Annotated in this window: 19 protein-coding genes; 12 read left to right on the top strand and 7 right to left on the bottom strand. The window is 64.1% G+C overall.

The features are described from left to right. Positions 1-323 precede the first annotated feature (323 nt). From FJ948_RS26850 to FJ948_RS26860, 3 genes are all read left to right on the top strand, one after another. Positions 324-2075, top strand: coding sequence for a HAMP domain-containing sensor histidine kinase (locus tag FJ948_RS26850; protein ID WP_140709812.1), 1752 nt, complete (start codon positions 324-326; stop codon positions 2073-2075). Then, entirely contained in the window at positions 2050-2868 is an 819-nt protein-coding gene (locus tag FJ948_RS26855; RefSeq protein ID WP_140709813.1) for a peptidoglycan-binding protein, read from the top strand. The genes FJ948_RS26850 and FJ948_RS26855 overlap by 26 nt, the downstream gene beginning before the upstream one ends. 70 nt (positions 2869-2938) lie before the next feature. Next, the gene (locus FJ948_RS26860) at positions 2939-3286 is read left to right on the top strand and encodes a DUF1491 family protein (RefSeq protein ID WP_140709814.1); all 348 of its coding nucleotides are present in this window, start codon (positions 2939-2941) and stop codon (positions 3284-3286) included. Here the strand turns inward: FJ948_RS26860 and FJ948_RS26865 are convergent. From FJ948_RS26865 to FJ948_RS26895, 6 genes are all read right to left on the bottom strand, one after another. Beyond that, positions 3264-4310: a hypothetical protein gene (locus tag FJ948_RS26865; protein ID WP_140709815.1), complete on the bottom strand. Its 1047-nt coding sequence runs from the start codon at positions 4308-4310 to the stop codon at positions 3264-3266. The two genes, FJ948_RS26860 and FJ948_RS26865, sit on opposite strands and share 23 nt — an antisense overlap. Before the next feature lie 407 nt (positions 4311-4717). Next, a complete protein-coding gene (locus FJ948_RS26875) occupies positions 4718-5287 on the bottom strand; it encodes a DUF1254 domain-containing protein (RefSeq protein WP_140709817.1) in 570 nt (189 codons plus the stop codon). Beyond that, entirely contained in the window at positions 5280-5864 is a 585-nt protein-coding gene (locus tag FJ948_RS26880) for a DUF1214 domain-containing protein (protein ID WP_140709818.1), read from the bottom strand. Before FJ948_RS26880 ends, FJ948_RS26875 begins: the two co-directional genes overlap by 8 nt. 108 nt (positions 5865-5972) lie before the next feature. Then, entirely contained in the window at positions 5973-8126 is a 2154-nt protein-coding gene (locus tag FJ948_RS26885) for a penicillin-binding protein 1A (protein WP_140709819.1), read from the bottom strand. A gap of 225 nt (positions 8127-8351) precedes the next feature. Beyond that, the gene (locus FJ948_RS26890) at positions 8352-9284 is read right to left on the bottom strand and encodes a dimethylarginine dimethylaminohydrolase family protein (RefSeq protein ID WP_140709820.1); all 933 of its coding nucleotides are present in this window, start codon (positions 9282-9284) and stop codon (positions 8352-8354) included. A 23-nt stretch (positions 9285-9307) separates the two neighbouring features. Next, positions 9308-10909, bottom strand: a complete 1602-nt coding sequence (locus FJ948_RS26895) for an amidohydrolase (RefSeq protein WP_181173854.1) — start codon at positions 10907-10909, stop codon at positions 9308-9310. A 76-nt stretch (positions 10910-10985) separates the two neighbouring features. Between FJ948_RS26895 and FJ948_RS26900 the strand changes: the two genes are divergently transcribed. From FJ948_RS26900 to FJ948_RS26920, 5 genes are all read left to right on the top strand, one after another. After that, a complete protein-coding gene (locus FJ948_RS26900; protein ID WP_140709822.1) occupies positions 10986-11882 on the top strand; it encodes a LysR substrate-binding domain-containing protein in 897 nt (298 codons plus the stop codon). Between the two features lie 122 nt (positions 11883-12004). Next, the gene (locus tag FJ948_RS26905; protein WP_140709823.1) at positions 12005-13099 is read left to right on the top strand and encodes an ABC transporter ATP-binding protein; all 1095 of its coding nucleotides are present in this window, start codon (positions 12005-12007) and stop codon (positions 13097-13099) included. A 69-nt stretch (positions 13100-13168) separates the two neighbouring features. Continuing rightward, on the top strand, positions 13169-14281 hold the full coding sequence (locus tag FJ948_RS26910) for an ABC transporter substrate-binding protein (protein WP_140709824.1): 1113 nt from the start codon (positions 13169-13171) through the stop codon (positions 14279-14281). Positions 14282-14305: 24 nt separating this feature from the next. Continuing rightward, positions 14306-15139: an ABC transporter permease gene (locus FJ948_RS26915; protein WP_140709825.1), complete on the top strand. Its 834-nt coding sequence runs from the start codon at positions 14306-14308 to the stop codon at positions 15137-15139. A 4-nt stretch (positions 15140-15143) separates the two neighbouring features. Next, entirely contained in the window at positions 15144-15959 is an 816-nt protein-coding gene (locus tag FJ948_RS26920; protein ID WP_140709827.1) for an ABC transporter permease, read from the top strand. Here the strand turns inward: FJ948_RS26920 and FJ948_RS26925 are convergent. Continuing rightward, on the bottom strand, positions 15956-16744 hold the full coding sequence (locus tag FJ948_RS26925; protein WP_140709829.1) for a fumarylacetoacetate hydrolase family protein: 789 nt from the start codon (positions 16742-16744) through the stop codon (positions 15956-15958). The two genes, FJ948_RS26920 and FJ948_RS26925, sit on opposite strands and share 4 nt — an antisense overlap. Positions 16745-17063: 319 nt before the next feature. Between FJ948_RS26925 and FJ948_RS26930 the strand changes: the two genes are divergently transcribed. The 4 genes from FJ948_RS26930 (at position 17064) to FJ948_RS26945 (ending at position 20103) form a co-directional block, all read left to right on the top strand. Beyond that, a complete protein-coding gene (locus tag FJ948_RS26930; protein ID WP_140709830.1) occupies positions 17064-17471 on the top strand; it encodes a DUF3168 domain-containing protein in 408 nt (135 codons plus the stop codon). Positions 17472-17641: 170 nt separating this feature from the next. Continuing rightward, on the top strand, positions 17642-17941 hold the full coding sequence (locus tag FJ948_RS26935) for a hypothetical protein (protein ID WP_140709831.1): 300 nt from the start codon (positions 17642-17644) through the stop codon (positions 17939-17941). A gap of 79 nt (positions 17942-18020) precedes the next feature. Then, positions 18021-18686, top strand: coding sequence for a response regulator transcription factor (locus FJ948_RS26940; RefSeq protein WP_023812809.1), 666 nt, complete (start codon positions 18021-18023; stop codon positions 18684-18686). A 28-nt stretch (positions 18687-18714) separates the two neighbouring features. Then, positions 18715-20103: an ATP-binding protein gene (locus FJ948_RS26945; protein ID WP_246677637.1), complete on the top strand. Its 1389-nt coding sequence runs from the start codon at positions 18715-18717 to the stop codon at positions 20101-20103. The last annotated feature ends 80 nt before the right edge of the window (positions 20104-20183 follow it).

Below are 20183 nucleotides of genomic sequence, written 5' to 3' on the forward strand. Positions count from 1 at the left end.
TTTTATTGTACTTCCGACGAAACCAAGCGATTTCGGCGGCTTGACCCGGCTCGCTGGCGACGGGCGTTCGCGAATAACCGTCCGTTTACTATGGCTGCATTTGCCCGGGTTTTCGGCCGCCGCTATCCCGATATTTGCCGCGAGCAGGGCCTTGGTCGGCCCTGCCTTATCCATTCCTTAAACGCTGGATGCGAGTTTCAAAGCCAACCAAGACAATCTGCAAAAGCAGAGCTGTTCACGACGAGTGCGAGTGCGTTGAGTTGATGCCGATCAAGGCCAGATACGCTGAATTGCCTGGCGCAATGGCGGCCGGTTGTGAGCGCATGGTTCACCCCAGCGTTCACGAACGGAGCGACCGCGAGCGCCAACGCCGTTTCATTGGCGTCATGCTGGCCGCGCCGTTCTTTGCCGCGGGCGCGGCGGTCACGCTGGTGACGTCGGGGATGGGCGCCGCCGTGACCATGGCCGCCATTTTCGCGGCCTTCGGCCTGTGCTGGTTCGTCGCCCTGCTGGTGGCCGCTACCGGCAAGATGGCCGCCGCGGGGCCGATTGCGCTGGCGATGGCGGCGCTTGCCCTTGGCGGTCTGATCGGTGCCGCCGGCGGATTGAGTTCTCCTGTCGCCATGCTTGCCCTGGCGCTGCCATTCGAAGCCTGGTGGATCTGCGCTTCGCGGCGTGCGGCATTGTGGGGCGCCGCTTCGGCCGTCATCGCCATCGCCCTTCAGTCCTTGTCCGCCGCCTTCCTTCCATTCGTGGGCGCGCACGTCGCCGCCTGGCATTGGCTGGTGCCATTGGCCTGGGCGCTGACCCTCGTCCCGCGCGTATCGGCCTTTCGCGGCACCGCGGGCGCCGCCGACACGGTCGATGCTGGCGATCGGTTGGAAGACATTATCGACGCGGTGGTCTTGCGGGTCGCGCGCCACGGAGAAGTCGTGGATGCGTCCGCCAAGGCGCGCACGCTGCTGAAATTGCCGCCCGAGCTTTTGTCCGGGACGGGCCTCTTCGACCGCGTCCATCTGTCGGACCGCGTCTCCTATCTCAGCGCCCTGGCCGACATGCGCGATGGCGCCCTGTCGCGCCGCCTCGAATTGCGCATCAGGCTGCCGCAGAATGGCGGTGGCGCCCACAACGGCAATGGTTTGGTGGCCGACAATTACCAGCCATTCGCGCTCGAACTGGTGCGCGGCGAGCAACAGAGCGACGTCTTCACGCTCGTCCTGCGCCAGAACGACGAGGCCGCGCGGCTGCGCGACGAACTGGCGCAGGCCAATGAGACCGCTGCCGCCGCCGAAGTGGCCAAGGGCCGCTTCCTGGCGGTGGTGAGCCATGAACTGCGCACGCCGTTGAACGCCATTATCGGCTTCTCCGACATGCTGCTGCATGAGATGTTCGGCGCCTTCAAGGATCCGCGCCAGAAGGAATATGTCGGCCTCGTGCGGGATTCGGGCCAGCATTTGCTGGCGGTCGTGACATCCATACTCGACGTGTCGAGGATCGAATCGGGCGTCTACGCCACCGAGCCGGAGCCGTTCCGGTTCATGGAAGCCGTGGACATGTGCCAGTCGATGATGCGGTTGCAGGCGCAGGCCAAGAACATCGACCTGCGGACGCAGATCGCCCCGGACGCAGGCGACATCAATGCCGATCGCCGCGCCGTGCAACAGATGCTCATCAACCTCGTTTCCAACTCCATCAAGTTCACGCCCGATGGCGGCGATGTCGTCGTCGGGGCCAAGCGGATCGGGTCGCGCCTGCATTTCTGGGTCAGGGACACCGGCATCGGCATTGCCGAAGAGGATTTCGCCAATCTCGGCAAACCCTTCATGCAGATCCAGAACGACTATACACGCCGTTTCGAGGGGACGGGTCTTGGCCTTTCCCTGGTGAAGGGGCTGGTGGCCTTGCACGAAGGGACCATGTCGATCGAAAGCATGCCGGGCGAGGGCACCACGGTGACCATCAGCCTGCCGGTCAGCGGGCCGAAGGGCCGCCCCGCCAACCCGAGCGGAGTGCTGACGATGCCGGTGCCGAGGGCGAAAGGGGACGGAAATGGCTCGCTCCGCAAAACAGCCTAAGGCGGTCAAACGCCGCGGCAATGCCTTTCAGGACGGCGCCATCGCCGTCGGCGGCATGATTTCGCGCAATCCCGTGCTGGTGGGAGGCTCGACCGCATTCCTGGTGACGCTGTTCTACGTCTCGGCGAATGCGCTGTGGTATCAGCCTTTCCCGCATGCCGGGGCGTTTTTCGCCACACGCAATTTCCAGGGCGTTCCGCACGCCGCCGACGAGCCGGAGACGACAATCAACATCGTGCGGTCCAACGCCGCGCCCGCCCCGATCAAGGGCGATCCGGTGGTCGAGCAGGTGCAAGGCATATTGAAGGACCTCGATTTCTATTCCGGCACGGTCGACGGCATCTCCGGGCCCAACACGCGCAAGGCCATACAGGCCTATCAGCAGAAGGTCGGGCTGAACGCCTCGGGCGAGATCGACGCGCTGCTGCTGGACCAACTGGGTGCAACGCCAAAGACCGCCGCCGTGCCCAGGCCGCAGCCTCGTCCCGACGTGGCGCCGGCCGCCGTTCCCGTGTCGTTGCAGACGAATTCCGGGCAGACGAATTCCGGGCAAGCGAATTCCGGGCAGGCGAGTACCGCCTCGACCTCGACCGAAGGACCAGATCCCCGCATCATCAAGATCCAGGCCGGGCTCAAGGCCTTCGGCAATGACGACATGCAACTGGATGGCGTCGTCGGTGCGCGCACAAAGGCCGCGATCAAGGAGTTCCAGTCGCTGTTCGGCTTGCCGCAGACCGGCGAGCCCGACGAGATCGTCTACGTCAAGATGCGCGAGATCGGCCTGACCAACTGACGGCCAAAACGACGGCTCGCCCCGGACGTAAAATTTCGGTAGAGAGCCCGAGTGCCGTCGGGAGTCTGCCATGCGCGTAACCGCTGATCTGTGGGTGTCGGCCCTGTTGCGCCGGGTTTTCGGCGCTGGCGGATTTGCCGCCGTGGTCAAGCGCGGTGCGACCGAGGCCGGGGCTGTGTTCATCCTGGCACGAGGCAGGCTGGGCGAAACCGCTCTCTACGGGCCGGCGCCGCAGACGAGCTACGATTCGGCCAAGCCGGAAGACCGGTTCTTCAGCCTTCTTGCCACCGAGGATAATGCAGCCGTGCTGGACGCCAGACTCGAGCGGGAGAAGAAATTCGATCCCGATATCTGGGTGGTCGAGATCGAGGCCGGGACCGTTCCGCTCGAAGAGCTTATTTCCGTGAAGACGCCCTGAGGCCAGGCGCCTCGGCTTCGTCGCTGTTGGAGGCCTTGCGGGCTTCGCTGTTTGCCGGCGACGCGTTGCGAACCACCCTGGACAGCGTTTCGGCCTTCCATCCCCTGACCTTGTCCAGGGCCACGTCGCGATGCAGGAGCCGGTAGCGGTCGAGATAGGTGCGGATGGCTTGCGGGTGCGGGAACAGGCCGGGATAGACGGCGACCGTGATCAGGAATGCCCGGTCCTCGCTGAAGTCGAGTGAACGCAGCGCCGCAAGCAGCGGCGCATAGTTCTGGTTGGCGGTCAGCGATTGCGCGATCGAGAATTCAATGTCGAGGGCGTCCGCCAGCGCGGTCTGGAAGAACGCGGCGTTTCCCGTCAGAGCCGTCTCGCGCAGTTTGACGTAGGTATCCGCACCCGGGAACGCATCGACCTTCGCCGCCGAGGCCTCGTCGCCGGTGCGCATCATGGAGCGCAGCCTGCGCCGCGCATTTTCCGCGGCGACGCCGGGCGTCTGCTGGCCGGGCGCCTGCGGGGTTTCCGCGCCGTCGGCCGTCGCGTGGGTTTGCGCGGCAAGGCTTCGTGCCGGGTAGGATTCCGTCTCCGGTTTCCGCACTCGCACCAGCGTTGGTCTTTCGAGCACCCTGATCAGATCGGCTATGGTCGGGTTCAGGTCCTTGCGCCGCGCTATGGCGCGCGCATGCGGCAGCCCATGCCGGCCGATCAGCGCGATCAGGTCGATATCGCCGACGGCGCGCGAGCGGATGAGCAGCGGCGCGGCGATGTCGACCGGTTCCTCGCAGAGGCGACGCACCAGGGCCGCGGGTGCATATTCGCATTCGGAAAGGGCGGCTGCCACGTAGCGTCGCGATTCAACGGACACATTGTCGAACAGCGGCAGCGTCAGGTCCTCGAGCTGGCCGATCTCGCGGCGCGACGGGCGGGTCAGCGAGCAGAACGCCGACACGGCGGCGCGGAACAACCTTTCGGCTTTTCCCGATTCCGTCCTTATCGCGATTTGCCTGAAATCCGAAGATGACACGAAGGATACGCCTGACACCAGATACACGAACTTGAACACGCTCCACCGGGACCGTGCCGGTTTTGCGATTGTCTCGGTCAGAACCTTCCGACCTCCAGACAAAGATCAAGTTAGCGGCGATCCGTTAGCGCTCCGTTAACCCTCTGCCTGCCTTAATGATATTTGGAGGCGTTGCGTTGTGCTCCGGGGAAACCGAGAGGAATGCGCGAACCATGGGCATGGTACTGTCTTTCGTGCCGCGTGCGGCACCGACCAATCGAGCCAAGCAAGCCACCGAAATACCGGCGGCCGTGATCATATTTCCCGGCATCCGCTATGAGCGGTCCAATACCGGCGAAGCGCGGCCTGCGGGCCCGGACAAGCCGGGATCGCCACGAACGCCGGTGCCGCATCACTAGATCGGCGATCTAGAAATCCTGCAGCTCGCAGGAACTCTGATCGAGGAAGCGCGACACGATCGGCTTCCAGCTCTCGTCCGGCACGAAGCTGCGGATGACGAAGATGCCCTCGCCGATGGGGGCCTCGACGAAGATCGCCCCCTGAAGGTCCTCGGGCAGGTCCTTGCGCACGTCGATCATCTGCGCCGGCGTCAGCACGACGGCATCAAGCTTGCCGCCCGTCGCCGTATGGTCGTTGAAGGAATAGATATTGTGGCCGCTGCGGTCATAGACCGAGACCGACCAGAACGGCACGTTTCCCGGCGCCTTGATGCGGACCATTCCTTCCTCGAGGTCGAAGCGGCAGGCCGTGGCGTAGAACAGCGGGTCGACCGATTTCACCACCGGCGCGCCGCCCGCTTCCGCATCGAGCCGGTTCATCCTGTAGAGATCCGAGGCCATGGACAAGCGCGACCAGGCGTCGCGTTCCGAAAACTCCGGCACCAGAAGCAGGACGACGATGTGGACGATGCCGGCGCCGACGAGGCCGAGCAGGACGGCATGCAGAAGCCTGCGCAGTGCGGCACGCAAACTACGCATCGCAGCCCGCCTTGACGATCCTGGGCAGCGAAACGTCCGACAGGCCGGTGCTGCTGGCGATGGGCGTGTCGTAGAAGGTCAGGACGAAATACATCCTTCCGGAGCCGTCGGTCAGGAGCCAGTTGCCCGGCATTGGCTGATGCCCGACGGAAATGGTCACGGAATTGTCGGACTGGCGCAGCACCTCGTAGGACTGAAGTGCTGCAAGCCGCGATTTGCCGGTCTCGACGACACCGAGCGATTGATCGGCGGCGTAGAGCGTCCAGAAGCGGGCCGTCGGAAATCCACCCTCGATCCTGTAGGTGCATTCCCGTTTGAGCTGGTCGCCGGCGGCATCATCTTCGGCGACGAATGACAGGCCTTCGGCGCGGCCGAGCGCCAGAACGCCCTCGCGTGCCACGCGCGCCTTGGAATAGGGGTCCGCGGCCGGTGTGCCGATGTCGGGAAAGGCGGTCCACTGACCGATCCGGATCGCGCCGACGCCGTCCTGAATTTTCAGCGCATACCAGACGCTGGCGCCGCCGCCGCCAACGGCTATGGCAAGCGAAAGCAGCATCAGGAAGGCGTTCTTAAGCATGAATGGCCGGTGCACGAAGGATTGCCATTCGGGGATATCGCGGCGCGGGGTCCCGTGGCAAGCCGGCGTGAAGGATTTGCCTGTCGGTCTTGTCTTTGCCGGGCGGTGTTACAGGGCCGAAAGCGTTTCGGGCGAAGCGGGCGCGTCGAGTTTGGGGGCTGTCTGGAACAGCTGGCTCATGTCCCGCAGCGTCTGCGTGGTTCGGCTGGATAACACCGGCGGCCGCTCTGCGGCGGCATCGGCCGCTGCCTGCTCATCGCTCTTCTTCTGCGCCTCGGCCGCCTTGGCCGCGATCTCCTCGTCGACAAACGGCTTGTCGATGCCGGGGATCGGCTTCAGGTCGATATTCTGGTGCGCGTAGACCATCAGCCGCTGCCACACCATCGCCGGCAGCGAGCCGCCGGTCATGTTCTTGGTCGGCGTGAAATCATCATTGCCCAGCCAAACGGCCGCCGTGTAGTTGCCGGTGAAGCCGACGAACCAGGCATCGCGGTAGGATTGCGTCGTGCCGGTCTTGCCGGCGACGACGATGTTGGGAATTTGCGCCCGCCGTGCCGTGCCCACCACCGGCACGGCCGTCAGCATGGTGTTCATGGATTTCAGCGCCTGCTCGGACAGCACGCGGTGCGGCGGCGGCGCATCCTTGGTCCAGTCATACACCACGTCGCCGGTGCGGGTGACGAGCTGGGTGATGCCATGCCGGGACCCGACGAAGCCGTTCTGCGCAAACACGCTGAAGCCGGTCGCCTGGTCCATCACGGTCATGCCAGAGGTGCCGAGCACCATCGTCTTGTGTCCCTCGAGCGGCGATTCCACCCCGAATGATTCCGCCATCGCCTTGATCGGGCCGATGCCGAGATGGTCCTTGGCCAACCGCACCGGCACGGTGTTGATCGATTTGGCCATCGCCATGAGCAGGGTGATGTTGCCCGCCGACTCGCCGCCGTAGTTATGCGGCGACCAGTTGCCCCAGCTGATCGGCCCGCCCGAGATGATCGAGTTCGGCGTGAAGCCGTGCTCCATCGCCGTGGCGTAGACATAGGGCTTGAACGACGAGCCGGTCTGGCGCAACGCCTTGGTGGCGCGGTTGAACTGGCTGGCGCCGTAGTCGCGGCCACCGACGATCGCCCTGACCGCGCCGTTGGTCTCGATGACCACCACCGCGCCCTCGGTGACGTTGTACTCCTTGCCGAACTGGCGCAGGTGGAACTCGACGGACTCCTCCGCCGCCTTTTGGATGTTGGCGTCGAAGGTGGTGTGGGCAACCAGCGAGTGCTGGCCGGGCTTGGCGATCTTCTTGACCTCGTCGAAGGCCCAGTCGAGGTAGTAGTCGGGGCTCTTCTGTTCGCCGCGGTCGACGACGTCGGCCGGATGAAGCCTGGCCTGCAGCACCTGGCCTTCGGTCATGAAGCCAGAATCCACGAGATTGGACAAAACCACATTGGCGCGTGCGCGCGCCGCCGGCAGGTTGATGTGCGGCGCGTATTTGGTCGGGGCTTTAAATAGGCCGGCCAGCATCGCCGCCTCGGCAAGGTTCAGGTCCTTGACGCTCTTGCCGAAATAGAAGTCCGCGGCCGCCTCGATGCCAAAGGTGCCGCCGCCCATATAGGCGCGGTCGAGATAGAGCTGCAGGATTTCCTTCTTTGAAAGATTGGCCTCCAGCCACAGCGACAGGAAGGCTTCCTTGATCTTGCGCTCGAAGGTGCGCTCATTGGTCAGGAACAGGTTCTTGGCCAGCTGCTGGGTGATGCTGGAGCCGCCCTGGACGACGGAGTTGGCGCGCACATTCTCGAAGATCGCCCTGGAAAGGCCGAGTACGTCGATGCCGTAATGCTCGAAGAAGCGACGGTCCTCGGTGGCGAGCACCGCCTTGATGACGTGGTCCGGCATCTCGTCGACCGGCACGGAATCGCGCTGGATGATGCCGCGCTGGCCGATCTCGTTGCCGTAGCGGTCGAGGAAGGTGACGGCGAAGTCGCCCTGGGCGCGCCAGTCGCCGGCCGTATCCTGGAAGGCCGGAATGGCCAGCGCCAGCATCACCACCATGCCGCCGGCGCCAAGCGTGAAACCTTCGCTCAAAAGTTCAATGAGGCCGCGGCGCCAACCCTTGAGGCGGAAGCGCCGCGAAAAGATCGTCGCGGCTTCCCAGAACTCGCGCGCCTTGAAACCGATCTCGTAGAGCGAGGAATCGAGCCACGCGTCCAGCGCCAGAAGGCGCGACGCGATCGGACCTCTTCTCTTGCGCGGTTCAGGGTTGACCATTCTAAAACCCGGCTCGGCTGTGGCGTGACCTGAAAACCGCAAGCCGGCAATTTCAGGGCAGCGCCCTGTTCCGACTATTCATCCATTTTGTGGACGCTCACAAGGGCGGCGAGGACACAGCCGCACGGTTTCTCGATGGAAGGGGAGAGCGAGCGGGGGCCGGTCTCCCCGTCCGCCGGATTGTCGATCCGCCGGACGAGGGTGGTTTTGCAGTCTCCCGGGCTATCAGGCCGCTTCGCGCTTCAGCGCCTGCGCCATGCAGTGGATGCCGCCGCCGGTCTTGGAGATTTCGCTCATGTCGACCGCCGCGACCTCGAAACCGCGCGCCTTGAGCTGGCCGATCAGCGCTTGGCTCGACGTCGGCGCGATCACCCGGTCCTTGCCGAGCGACATGAAGTTGCAGCCGAGCGCCATCGTATCCTGGAAGGGCACGTCGATGATCTCGTGGCCCTTGCCCTTCAGCCAGTCGACGATGCCGGGTTCGGTGCAGGCGAGGCAGACGGCGGTGAGCTTTTCGGCGATCGGCACCACCATCAGGTCGATATGGACGTAATATTCGTCGATGAAGGCAATGCGCGTCTCCCAGCCCTCCTTCTCGAACCAGGCCTGCACCTGGCGTGCGCCTTCCTCCTGCGTGCGGGCGCCGCCGCAGCCGATCAGCACCACGCCATCCTCGATGACGTTGAAGTCGCCGCCCTCGAAGGTGCCGGCCGTCACCATGTCGTAGATCGGGATGCCGAGCTTTTCATAGGTCCGGATGGCGGCGTAATTCTCGCCGCGCCGCCACCAGTTGGCCATGGCGGTGATGATGGCGCCATAAGGCGTCATGACGCTGGAATCACGGGAATAGACCTGCATCGGCAGCTCCGGCGTCGGCTCGTGCCAATGGATGTTGACGCCGAAATGCTCGTAGGCGGCGACCAGGTCCTTGTGCTGCGCCTGCGCGATCTGGACGTTGCAGGGCGCTTCGCGCAGATGTTTTCGCGACAGCGAGCTGGTCGAGAGGTGACGCAGGAAATTCGGCGATCCGAGCAGCACGTCGGTCAAGACGTCGGTCTCGTTGGCGAAGCCCCATGATGTCAGCGGCTTGGTGCCGCCGGCCGGGTTGCGGCGTTGCAGCGAAAACGGCTCGGCGATGATGCGGTCATGAACGGTCATGCGGTTCTCCTCGTGGCTTGTTCTCAAGAGTTGGTCGGTCGCGCATTGCTTGGTATCCACCAGTCGCGCCCGCGTGGCGTGGTGACATATTCCGGCCAGCGGAAGTTGATTGGCGGCTCGTAGTCGCAGAGCGGCGCGATCCAGTCAGAGCCGCCGACGCCGCCGCCGGTCCGGGTGGTGAACTCGCTCATCGCCTCGTCGCGGGCGGTCTTGTCCTCGAGCAGGCGCAGCGCCGCCAGCGCGACCGTCTTGGCCGCGCAGACAACCATCGGATCGATCGTCGCGGGAATGCCGCCCAGTGCATTCATCACCCATGCCGGAAAAGCGTGGGCGTTTGCCGAGCGCAGCGCTGGGCGGGCAACATAGAAGCGCGCGGTCGGCGCGTGCCAACTCATGTCGGTGTAGTCGTCGGAGGTGGAATTCACCTGCGAAGGCGGCAGGTCACGGCGCAGGATCGCCTCGGCCTCTTGCGGGGCAATCAGCCGCTCCAGTTCATCGATGAACGGGTTTTCGGTCGCGGTGCCTCCGGCATTGACCTGAATCTCGCGCGCGATCGTCCTGGCGGCCTCGTCCCAGCGTGGCGGCCCGACCGTCGACAGGGCTTCGTAGGTAATCCCGGCCATGGCGTGGTTGGCCAGCCCCGGCCGCGACTTCGACACCCAGTGCCGCTCATGGCGGCAGCCGCTGATCGCGGCGGCGGCCGCGGCGTTGCGGTCGAGCACCGCCGTCACCTGTTCGGCCATCCCAATGGTCGGCACGCGGATCATGTACTGGATCTCGGCGAGGCCGGCCGGCAGATTGTCGGCCGTGGCCTGGCCGGCCGTCAGGATCGCCTCGCTGATCGACCAGCCTCCCTGATGCGGCAGCATGGAATCGCGCAGTGCCTTGGAGGCCATGTACATGGTCATCAGCGCATCGTTGGCGCCCGGTGCCCTGACCGCCGAATGCGCCTGCGGGATCGGTGCGCCGTCGCCTGCGCGAACCCAGTTTTCAGGCTCGTCGCAGACGAAGCGATAGATCATCGCATAGGCCGCGCCGCAATGCGTGTCCCAGCGCGCCGTATTGCAGAGCGGCAGCATGTAGAACGGATGGAAGGAGATCATGCCGGCAAGGCCGTCATAATAGCCCTTGGCGGCGTGGATAGGTTTCGAGCCGCGCACCTTTTCGGCCGGCTCACCGGTGAAGCGCAGCGTGCCTTGAATGTCGTGGCGCTGCATGGCGGCCTTGGTCGCGAGCAGGCCACCGAGGCTTGCCATGCCAAGCCCCGAATGCGGATCGGTGTGGCCGCCGGCCTCTGCGCCAAGGCCAGGCCGAGGCTGCTTTACCGTCACCGCGTCCTGGCAATTGCCGGGCACGGCATCATATTCGGCATACATGCCGACGGTTGGTCCGGCGCCATTCGTCCAGTGGGCGCAGAAGGCGGTCGGCATGCCGCCCGAGCCTTCCTCGACGGAAAATCCCTCGCGCTTGAGCCGATCGACATACCAGGCGGCCGATTGGTATTCGCGCCACGCGGTCTCGCCGAAATCGAAGATGGTGCGTGTCCAGGCCGACAGCAGTGGCTGGATGCCGTCGAGGCAGGCGAGCGCCGTCTCTTGCGCCGATGTCGTCACCGGTTTGTCCATGCTCTAGAAGAAAGCAGTGAAGCGGCTCGCCAAAAAGTGATATGTTTTCCCGGTTCGTGCAAATTCGGTTCACCCCTTGAGAATTCCTTCGACACAGGCGCTGCGCGCTCTCGACAGTTTCGCCAGGCATGGCAGCGTCTGGCGCGCGGCCGACGAACTGCACCTGACCCGCAGCGCGGTGAGCCACCAATTGCGGCTGCTTGAGCGCGATCTCGGCTTCGATCTGCTGGAGCGCATCGGCAAGGGGGTGGCGCTCACCCCGCGTGGCCAGCGCTATGCCAGCGACGTGCGCAAGGCGCTGACCGTGCTGGGTGACGCGGTGACGCGTGATGCCGGCACCGGCGTCGGCGGCTCGTTCGCCGTCTCTTGTACACCGGGCTTCGCCTCGCTGTTCCTGTGCACCCATATAGGCGAGTTCCGGCAGATGTATCCCGATGTGGCGCTGCGCATCCTGACGCCCCGACGGCTCGACGATGTCAGCAATGCCGATGCCGACGCCTTCATCGCCTTCGGCGTCGGCAATTGGCCGAACCGCATGGCCGAGTTGTTGTGCGAAATCTCGTTCACCCCACTCTGCAGCCCGACACTGCTCAACAAGGTCGGCGGCTTTTCCCGGCCGGCGGACGTGTTGCGCGCCAATCTGCTCCATCTCGACGACACCGAGGATTGGGCGCGCTGGCTGGCGCTGTCCAAGGTCGAAAACCCGGACACCGAAGGTGGCATCTTCTTTTCCGACATGAACCTCGTCTTCTCGGCGGCGATTGCCGGGCAGGGAATCGCCATGGGTGATGAACTGACCAGCCGCCGTGCGCTGAGCGAAGGCCGTCTAGTCAGGCCGTTCGACATCGCGATCAAATCGCCGCGCTCCTATTTTCTGGTCTCCGAACACGCCAAGGTCTCGCACCCGGTCCTGGAAGCGTTCGCGGGATGGCTGAGGTCGACTCTCTCCGAGAACCGTATTCAGCCTTATTGAGAGGCAGGGTGGCGTCAGCCCTCCATAGATGAATCAAATTTGCCGATCAGGCGAAAACTATTCGGTTGCGGTGAGCTTCGGCCCTGCCTACGATTTGGCTGAACGGTAAGGATAGAGGCAGGATGCAGCAACCCGGCCGGGCCGCAGAGATCAAGGCAATCGGGATCGGCAAGAGCTTCGGCTCGTTCCGTGCGCTGGACAATCTGACGCTCGACATAGGTCGTGGCGAGTTCCTGACGCTGCTCGGCCCCTCCGGCTCGGGCAAGACCACCTTTCTGATGATCCTGGCCGGCTTCGTGCAGCCGACCGAGGGCAGGCTTTTCAGCGACGGCACCGATATCACCGACCGCCCGGCCGAACAGCGCGCCGCCGGCATGGTGTTCCAAGGCTATGCGCTGTTCCCGCATATGAGCGTCGAGGCCAACATCGCTTTCCCGCTCAAGGTCCGCAAGAAATCGGCCACCGAGATCAGGAAGCGCGTCGGCGAGATGATCGAGCGCGTCGGCCTGGTCGGCCACGAGAAGAAATTGCCCTCGCAGCTTTCCGGCGGCCAGCAGCAGCGCGTCGCACTTGCCCGCGCGCTGGTGTTCGAGCCGGGCGTGCTCCTGCTCGACGAGCCGTTTTCGGCGCTGGACAAGAGCCTGCGTGGCCAGATGCAGGCCGAGATGAAGCGCCTGCACCAGGAGACCGGCACCACCTTCGTCTTCGTGACCCACGACCAGAGCGAAGCGCTGGCGCTGTCGTCGCGCGTCGCCATCTTCAATCATGGCAAATTGCTGCAGGTCGGGGCACCGGACGACGTCTACGACCGGCCGGACAATCGCTTCGTCGCCGAGTTCCTCGGTGAAATCAACATGCTGCCGCTGAAGGGGGTCAAGCCCGCCGGTCACGGCTCGACCGGCCTGTGCGAGGACCGTGCGGTCAGCATGCACTGCAAGGCCGAGAAAGTCCGTGGTGACGCCATCCTGGCGATCCGGCCCGAACACATGTCGATCGCGCGCGAGGCCGCCTCCGGAGAGAACGGCATTGCCGCGACGGCAATCGCCTCGACCTATCTGGGGGCGGCGACCAAGCTCGACCTGACGACACGACAGGGTGCCAAAGTGACCGTCTCGGTGCCCAACGAGGTTGCGGCGGCCGCGCTGAGCAAAGGCAATTCCGTCTGGCTGACATGGCCGGCTGAAAAGGGTTTCCTCCTTCCGGAAGGAGGACAATGAGCACCGGTGCGGCCTGAGCCGCCGCACCGGCTTCCGGATTGAAATCAACGAAAACAAAGGGGAACTGACATGAACGACACCAAGAAACAGGCTATCGAAACGCTGTCCGAAAGGACGAGGCGCGGCGAGATCTCGCGCCGCCAGTTCACGCAACTCGCGGCACTCGTGCTTGCCGGCGCGCCGATGCTGCTGCGCTCGACCGGCGCCTTCGCGCAAGCCAAGGAACTGGTGCTGGTCAACTGGGGCGGCGATGCCATCACGGCTTACGACGCAGCCTATGGACAGGCTTTCACCAAGGACACCGGCATCACCGTCAAGATGGATGGCTCCGGTCCGACCGAAGGCGCCATCGCCGCGCAGTCCAAGAGCGGCGCTCCGACCTGGGACCTGGTCGACGTCGACCCGTTCTCGGCCATCACGCTCGGCGCGCAAGGCATGCTCGAGCCGATAGACTACACAATAGTCGACAAGAAGAAGATGCGGCCGGGCTTTGGCTGGGATTATGCCGCCTCGACCTATTTCTTCTCCTATGTCATCGCCTATGATTCCGAGAAATACGGCAAGGACGCGCCGACCGGCATGGCCGATTTCTTCGACGTGAAGAAGTTCCCTGGCAAGCGCTCGCTCTACAAATGGGGCGTGTCGAGCTGGGAAGCGGCCCTTCTGGCCGACGGCATCGCGCCGGCCTCGCTCTACCCGCTGGATCTTAAGCGCGCGCATGACAAGATCGCCGCCTTCAAGGAAAACGTCGTTGCCTATTGGGGCGGCGGTGCCGAGAGCCAGAGCGTGTTGCTCAACGGCGAAGCCTCGATGGCGATCGTCTGGTCGACGCGGGCCTCGCTGATCGAGCAGGATTCCGGCGGCAAGATCAAGTTTATCTGGGATCAGGGCCTGATCTCGCCCGGCGCGCTGGCCGTGCTCAAGAACAACCCGGGCGGCAAGGATGCGGCGATGAAGTTCATCGCCAGCGCCCAAGATCCGGAAAAGCAGCTCGTGATGTTCGACAAGCTCGGCCAGGGTCCGGCCAATCCGGCGGCCGATGCGCTGATCCCCGCCGACAAGAAGCGCATCAACCCCGTCGATCCCGAGAACATGAAGAAGCAGATCGCGCTCGACATGGACTGGTACGCCAAGAACTACGGGCCGGCGCTCGACGAATACACCAAGATCATCTCGGCCTGATCGGGTCGGGACAGTCGGACCGATATGAGAGGCACCCTCTCCGACAGGATGGGCGCGGCGCTGTTGATGGCGCCGCTGCTCCTGTTCCTCGTCCTGGCCTATGCCTGGCCGTTTCTCGGCGTGGTGAAGTGGAGCTTCACCTTGCCGACGCCCGGGCTTGGCCAATACCAGGCGCTGCTCACCGACGATCTGGTGCAGTCGGTGTTCATCCGTACCCTGCGCATAGCGGCCATCGTCACTGTCGTGTCGGTCGCCGCCGCCTATGCCATCACCGTCGTCTGGGTGCGCGGCAGCCCCGCACAGCGCCTCATCGCCGAATTCTGCATCCTGGTGCCGTTCTGGATCTCGGTGCTGACGCGCGCCTTCGGCTGGGTGGCGCTTTTGTCCAACCGCGGCCTGATCAACACCTGGCTGCAGTCCATCGGTTTCATTTCCGAACCGCTGGCGCTGGTGCGCAATGAATTCGGCGTCATCGTCGGCATGACGCATTTCCTCATTCCTTTCGCCGTCTTTCCGCTGGCGTCGGCCATGCGCAGCCTGGACGAGCGCGTGCTGCTCGCCGCGCGCGGCCTGGGCTCCAGCCGCATGCGCACCTTCTGGACGGTGTTCGTGCCGATGACGCGCTCCGGCATCATCGGTTCGGCGATGATCGTCTTCGTCTTCTCGCTCGGCTTCTTCGTCACGCCGGCGATTCTCGGCGGCGGCCGCAGCGTGATGATCGCCGAATTGATCTATCTCCGGATATTCCAGAGCCCGGACTGGGGGCTGGGGGCCGCGATCAGCGTCGTGCTGGTGGTCTTTGTCGGCGCCCTGATGGCGCTGCTCTTCCGTCACGTCAAACCGAAGCACCTGGTGTAGCGCGATGCCGACCTATCGCCCCGGTCCCGTCTCGCTGATCCTCGCCGTGCTGGTGGCGCTGTTCTTGCTGCTGCCGCTGCTGGCCGTCATTCCGGTCTCGCTGACGCCGAGCCGCATGCTGGCAATGCCGACGGGTGAATTGTCGCTGCGCCATTATCGTTCGCTGATCGAGGATCCGCGCTGGCTCCAGTCGATCCTGCTTTCGGTCCGGATCGGCGTCGTCAGCAGCGCCATTTCCACCGTGCTGGCGCTCTGCTTCAGCCTCGGCGTCTGGATGTTTCAGCCACGCTTCACCGCGACCCTTGTCGGCTTCGTGCTGTTGCCGATGGTGGTGCCTCCCGTGGTCTCGGCGGTGACGCTCTACTTCCTGCTCACCTCGATCTCGCGCGTCAGTTCCTTCTTTGGCTACGACACCTGGCTCGGCGTCGCCATGGCGCATTCGGTGATGACGGTGCCATTCGCGACCGTGCTGATCCTGGTCTCGCTCAGCCAGCTCGACCGGCGCATCGACCTTGCCGCGCGCGGGCTCGGCGCAAGCGTGTGGGAGCGGGCCACGCGCGTCATCATGCCCAACATCAAGTTCGGCATCGTCACCGCGGCACTGCTGTCCTTCGTGCTCTCCTGGGAAGAGATCGGCGTCACCCTGTTCATCACCTCGGTCAACGCCATCACATTGCCGCGCCTGATGTGGATGGGCCTGCGCGACAACATCGACCCGGCCATCGCGGCCCTGTCGGTTATCCTGATCATCATCACCGTGCTGGTTCTGGCGGTGAGGAGCTTCGTGGTCCGGCTACGCCGGGGGATTGAGCCGCTCTAAACAAACCGCACCGAGACGCGGCCAAACTTGCCCAAATCGCCGATCACTTCATCACCAGCCTCGACGCGTATCGGCGTCACGCAAGTACCTGTGATCACCACCTGTCCTGGCTGGGCGGCTATGCCAAGGCCCGACAGCTCATTGACGAGCCAAGTCAGCGCGATTCGAGGATCACCCAATACAGCCGCGCCGGTGCCCTCGTGTCGCGACTTGCCGGAAACGAAACCGGTTACCTTGTGTTCGGCGAGGTTCACGCCGCGCCAGTCTTCCGCCACGGGCTCGCCGATGACAAACAGATTGGCGCAGGCATTGTCGGCGATGAGCTGCGGGGCCCCGACAGCACAGAAATCATCATAGCGAGAGTCCGGTATTTCGATCGCCGGGTGCAAGGTCGCCACGGCGTCCATCACCTCGGCGATTTCATAAGGTGCCGGGCGAGGCGGGAGCTGGCTGCCGAACCGGAAAGCGAATTCGATCTCGGCGACACGCATCTTGCTCGTATCGAGTGAAACGGTCCCGCCGACCCCGACTGCCTTCTCGGCGAGCAGACGCCCGGCCATCGGGCCGTCGACATTGATATGTCTTTGTCCGGCCACGCTGGTTGCCGCGATCTTCCAGCCGAAGAGTGGCGCCGCCGAACGATCCATGACATGGGCCTGGATGGCATAGCCTTCGGTCCGTGTCTTCGGCCGCAACGCCTCGGGTATGGCGTCGAGATGGGTGCCATCATCCCAATGACCTACCAGCAGACGCGACGCGGCTTGAGCCTTTTCTGGATCGAGCATGATCAGCTCCGAAAATCGGCAACATGCCGCTGTCCGGCCAAGCCGGCAAGGAACATTCCATCGTATGGACCTGCCTATATGGGGCAGGATCACGTGACCAGGCAATCGGAGGCCGCGCCATGGTCCATTTGCCAGGCTCTACCGCGCCTGCCGACGAGATTGTCGGCAAGTCGTATTTTCGAGATCATCGGCATTCATCATTCCGATGACGAATCGCCATCGTCTTCGCGTGGCGAACCGCTATATCTGGGAAGGGATGCGGACATGGACAGGCTTTGGAAAGCACTGTCGGTGGCGCAACGACTTGAGGAAATGCACGATGACCGCGCCCGATGATTTGCAGCAGGCCCTGTTCCTCAGGTTGAAAAGCGATGCGTCGCTGTCGGCGCTGCTTGGTGGCGCGGGGCTGCTCGAGCGGGCAACTGGCAACGTCGCCTTTCCCTATGTGACTTCCGGCCAGACCTCCGCCTTCGACTGGGACACCGGCGCCGAGAACAATGACGACCAACTGATCACGCTGCATGTCTGGTCGAAGGCGCATGGCGAGGCCGAGACGCGGGCGATCATGGACGCCATCAAGGCGCGGCTTGCCGGAGCGGTCCTGGTCGTCGGCCCACGCGGCCAGACACGGCTGTCGCTGGAGTTCACCGAGGCGCGCTACGATGAGGAACTGCTTGTCCATCATGGTCTGCTACGATTCCGTGCGTTGACGCAGGAAAACGCCTGACGCGCTTTCAATATCGTCGAAACGGAGTCTAGACTGGGTTTCGCGGGTTTCACCGGTGGGGCGGTGAAATCCAGATTGTCTGTCTTGCGTTGCAGGGGTGTGGCGAGCATGGTTTCAGGGCCGTTCACTGTTCATTTCACGTTCAGCACCGATGCGTTACAACGCCGGACATGAAAACGCTTCGCTCTCATTTCCGAACCGCGACCCTGGCGCTTAGTGCCGCCGGGCTGTTTGCGTCGCAGGCAATGGCGATGCCGGTCATCGCGCCCGACCAGCCCAGCCCGATCATCCTGGCCGCATCCGACTGCTATGCGATCGGTCAGCAGGTGGCAGAGCAGAATGGCGGAACGCTCGCCAAGGCCTCGGCATCGACGCGCGGCGGCCAGCCGGTCTGCGTCATCGTCGTGCTGGTGCCCGGCAAGGACGGACAGCGTCCGCGCCGCTCCGAAATCGTCGTTCCGCAAAACTGACGCGGCCTTCCCCTCAGTTTCCCAGGCCGGCGGAATCGGCCTATATCTGAAACCTCGGTCAACAGGCATTGGTCCCCGCATGCGCGTACTCGTCGTCGAGGATGACAAGGATCTCAACCGGCAGATTTCGGATGCGCTGGTCGATGCCGGCTATGTCGTCGACCGTGCCTTCGATGGTGAGGAGGGGCATTTCCTCGGCGACACCGAGCCTTACGATGCCGTGGTGCTCGACATCGGCCTGCCGCAGATGGATGGGATCAGCGTGGTCGAGCGCTGGCGTCGCGGCGGCCGCAAGATGCCGGTGCTGATCCTGACGGCGCGCGACCGCTGGAGCGACAAGGTCTCCGGCATCGATGCCGGCGCCGACGACTACGTCACCAAGCCGTTCCACATCGAGGAGGTGCTGGCGCGGCTCAGGGCGCTGATCCGCCGCGCCGCCGGCCACGCTTCGTCGGAACTGACCTGCGGGCCGCTGCGCCTCGACACCAAGGCTTCGAAGGCCGATGTCGACGGCGTGCCGCTGAAATTGACCTCGCACGAATTCCGCCTGCTTGCCTATCTGATGCACCATATGGGCGAGGTCGTCTCCCGCACCGAGCTGGTCGAGCATCTCTACGATCAGGATTTCGACCGCGATTCCAATACCATCGAGGTGTTTGTCGGGCGGTTGCGCAAGAAGATGGGCATCGACATGATCGAAACCGTGCGCGGCATGGGCTACCGCATGCGTGAGCCGGAGGCGTAAGGCGGAACCGCTCCCTACCAACCCAACCTTGGGCGGACGGCTTTCGCTGCGCGCGTGGCCGCGCTCGCTGACGTTCCGCGTCATCGCCTTTTCCACGGTTTGGGCGATCCTGACGCTGGTCGTCATCTTCACCCTGATCACCACGCTGTACCGCCAGGCCAGCGAGCGGGGTTTCGACAGCCTGCTGTCGGCGCATCTGTTCAACCTGATCGGCTCGATCGGCGTTTCCGACGGCGGTGCGCTGACCGGCTCGCCCGACCTTGGCGACCTGCGTTTCTCCGAGCCGAATTCGGGCTGGTACTGGTCCGTCGAGCCCGCCTCGGAAGGCGTGCATGGCGATCTTCACTCGTCGTCCATGACCCGGACCATCCCGTCGCCCGATGTGGCGGACGTTCCCTTCAACGCCAATTTCCAGCGCAGCTATGCCGCGCAAGGCATCAATGGCGAAGAGCTGGTCGTGTTCGAGAGCGAATTCGTTCTCGATGCCAAGAACCGCGCCGCGCGCTTCCGCGTCATGGGCAACAAGACAGAGCTGGAGCAGGAAATAGGAACGTTCCAGCGCCGCTTGCTGACCTATCTCAGCCTGTTCGGTATCGGCATGATCGCCATCAACGCCATCGCTATCCTGCTCGGGCTGCAGCCGTTGCGCAGGGTCCGGAACGCCCTCGCCATGGTGCGCGAGGGCACCGCGCAGAGGCTCGACGGCCGCTTCCCGGCCGAGATCGAACCGTTGGCCAATGAAACCAACGCGCTGATTGAAAACAACAAACGCATTGTCGAACGCTCGCGGACCCAGGTCGGCAACCTCGCCCATTCGCTGAAGACGCCGCTCGCCGTTCTGCTCAACGAGGGCCGGGCGCTTGGCGGCGCCAAGGGGCAGTTGATCGCCGAGCAGGCCGCATCCATGCAAAAGCAGATCGAGCACTATTTGCAGCGCGCCCGCGTCGCGGCGCAGCGCGACAGCGTCGTCTATCGCACGCCGGTGGCACCGCTGGTGCAGCGCATGGTGCGGGTCTTGCAGAAGCTCAACCCTCGGACCAGCCTGTCGCTGTCGCTGCCGGCCACCGAGATCGTCTTTGCCGGCGAACGCGAGGACCTCGAGGAACTGCTTGGCAATCTTCTCGAGAATGCGATGAAATGGGCAAAGAGTGCGGTCGCGGTCTCGGTCGTGCCCTTGGCCAGCAAGGATGAGAGCCTGTTCGAGATCAGCATCGAGGACGATGGCCCGGGGATTCCCGAGGACAAGGCGCGCGAAGCCATGAAGCGCGGACGGCGCCTGGACGAGACAAAACCGGGAACGGGGCTGGGCCTTGCCATTGTCGCCGACCTCGTCAACGAGTATGGAGGCGGCCTGGTGCTGGAACGGTCCGGCATGGGCGGATTGAGGGCAGTGGTGCGATTGCGGAGCCTTCAGTGACGTGTTCCCAGGCCAATCGACAGCGATGGCCGCGCATGCTATGGCGGCATATCGATTGACCACGCACTGGCCGGCGGCGG

Source organism: Mesorhizobium sp. B2-3-12 (assembly GCF_006442205.1).
In the GTDB taxonomy this organism is placed as follows: Bacteria; Pseudomonadota; Alphaproteobacteria; order Rhizobiales; family Rhizobiaceae; genus Mesorhizobium.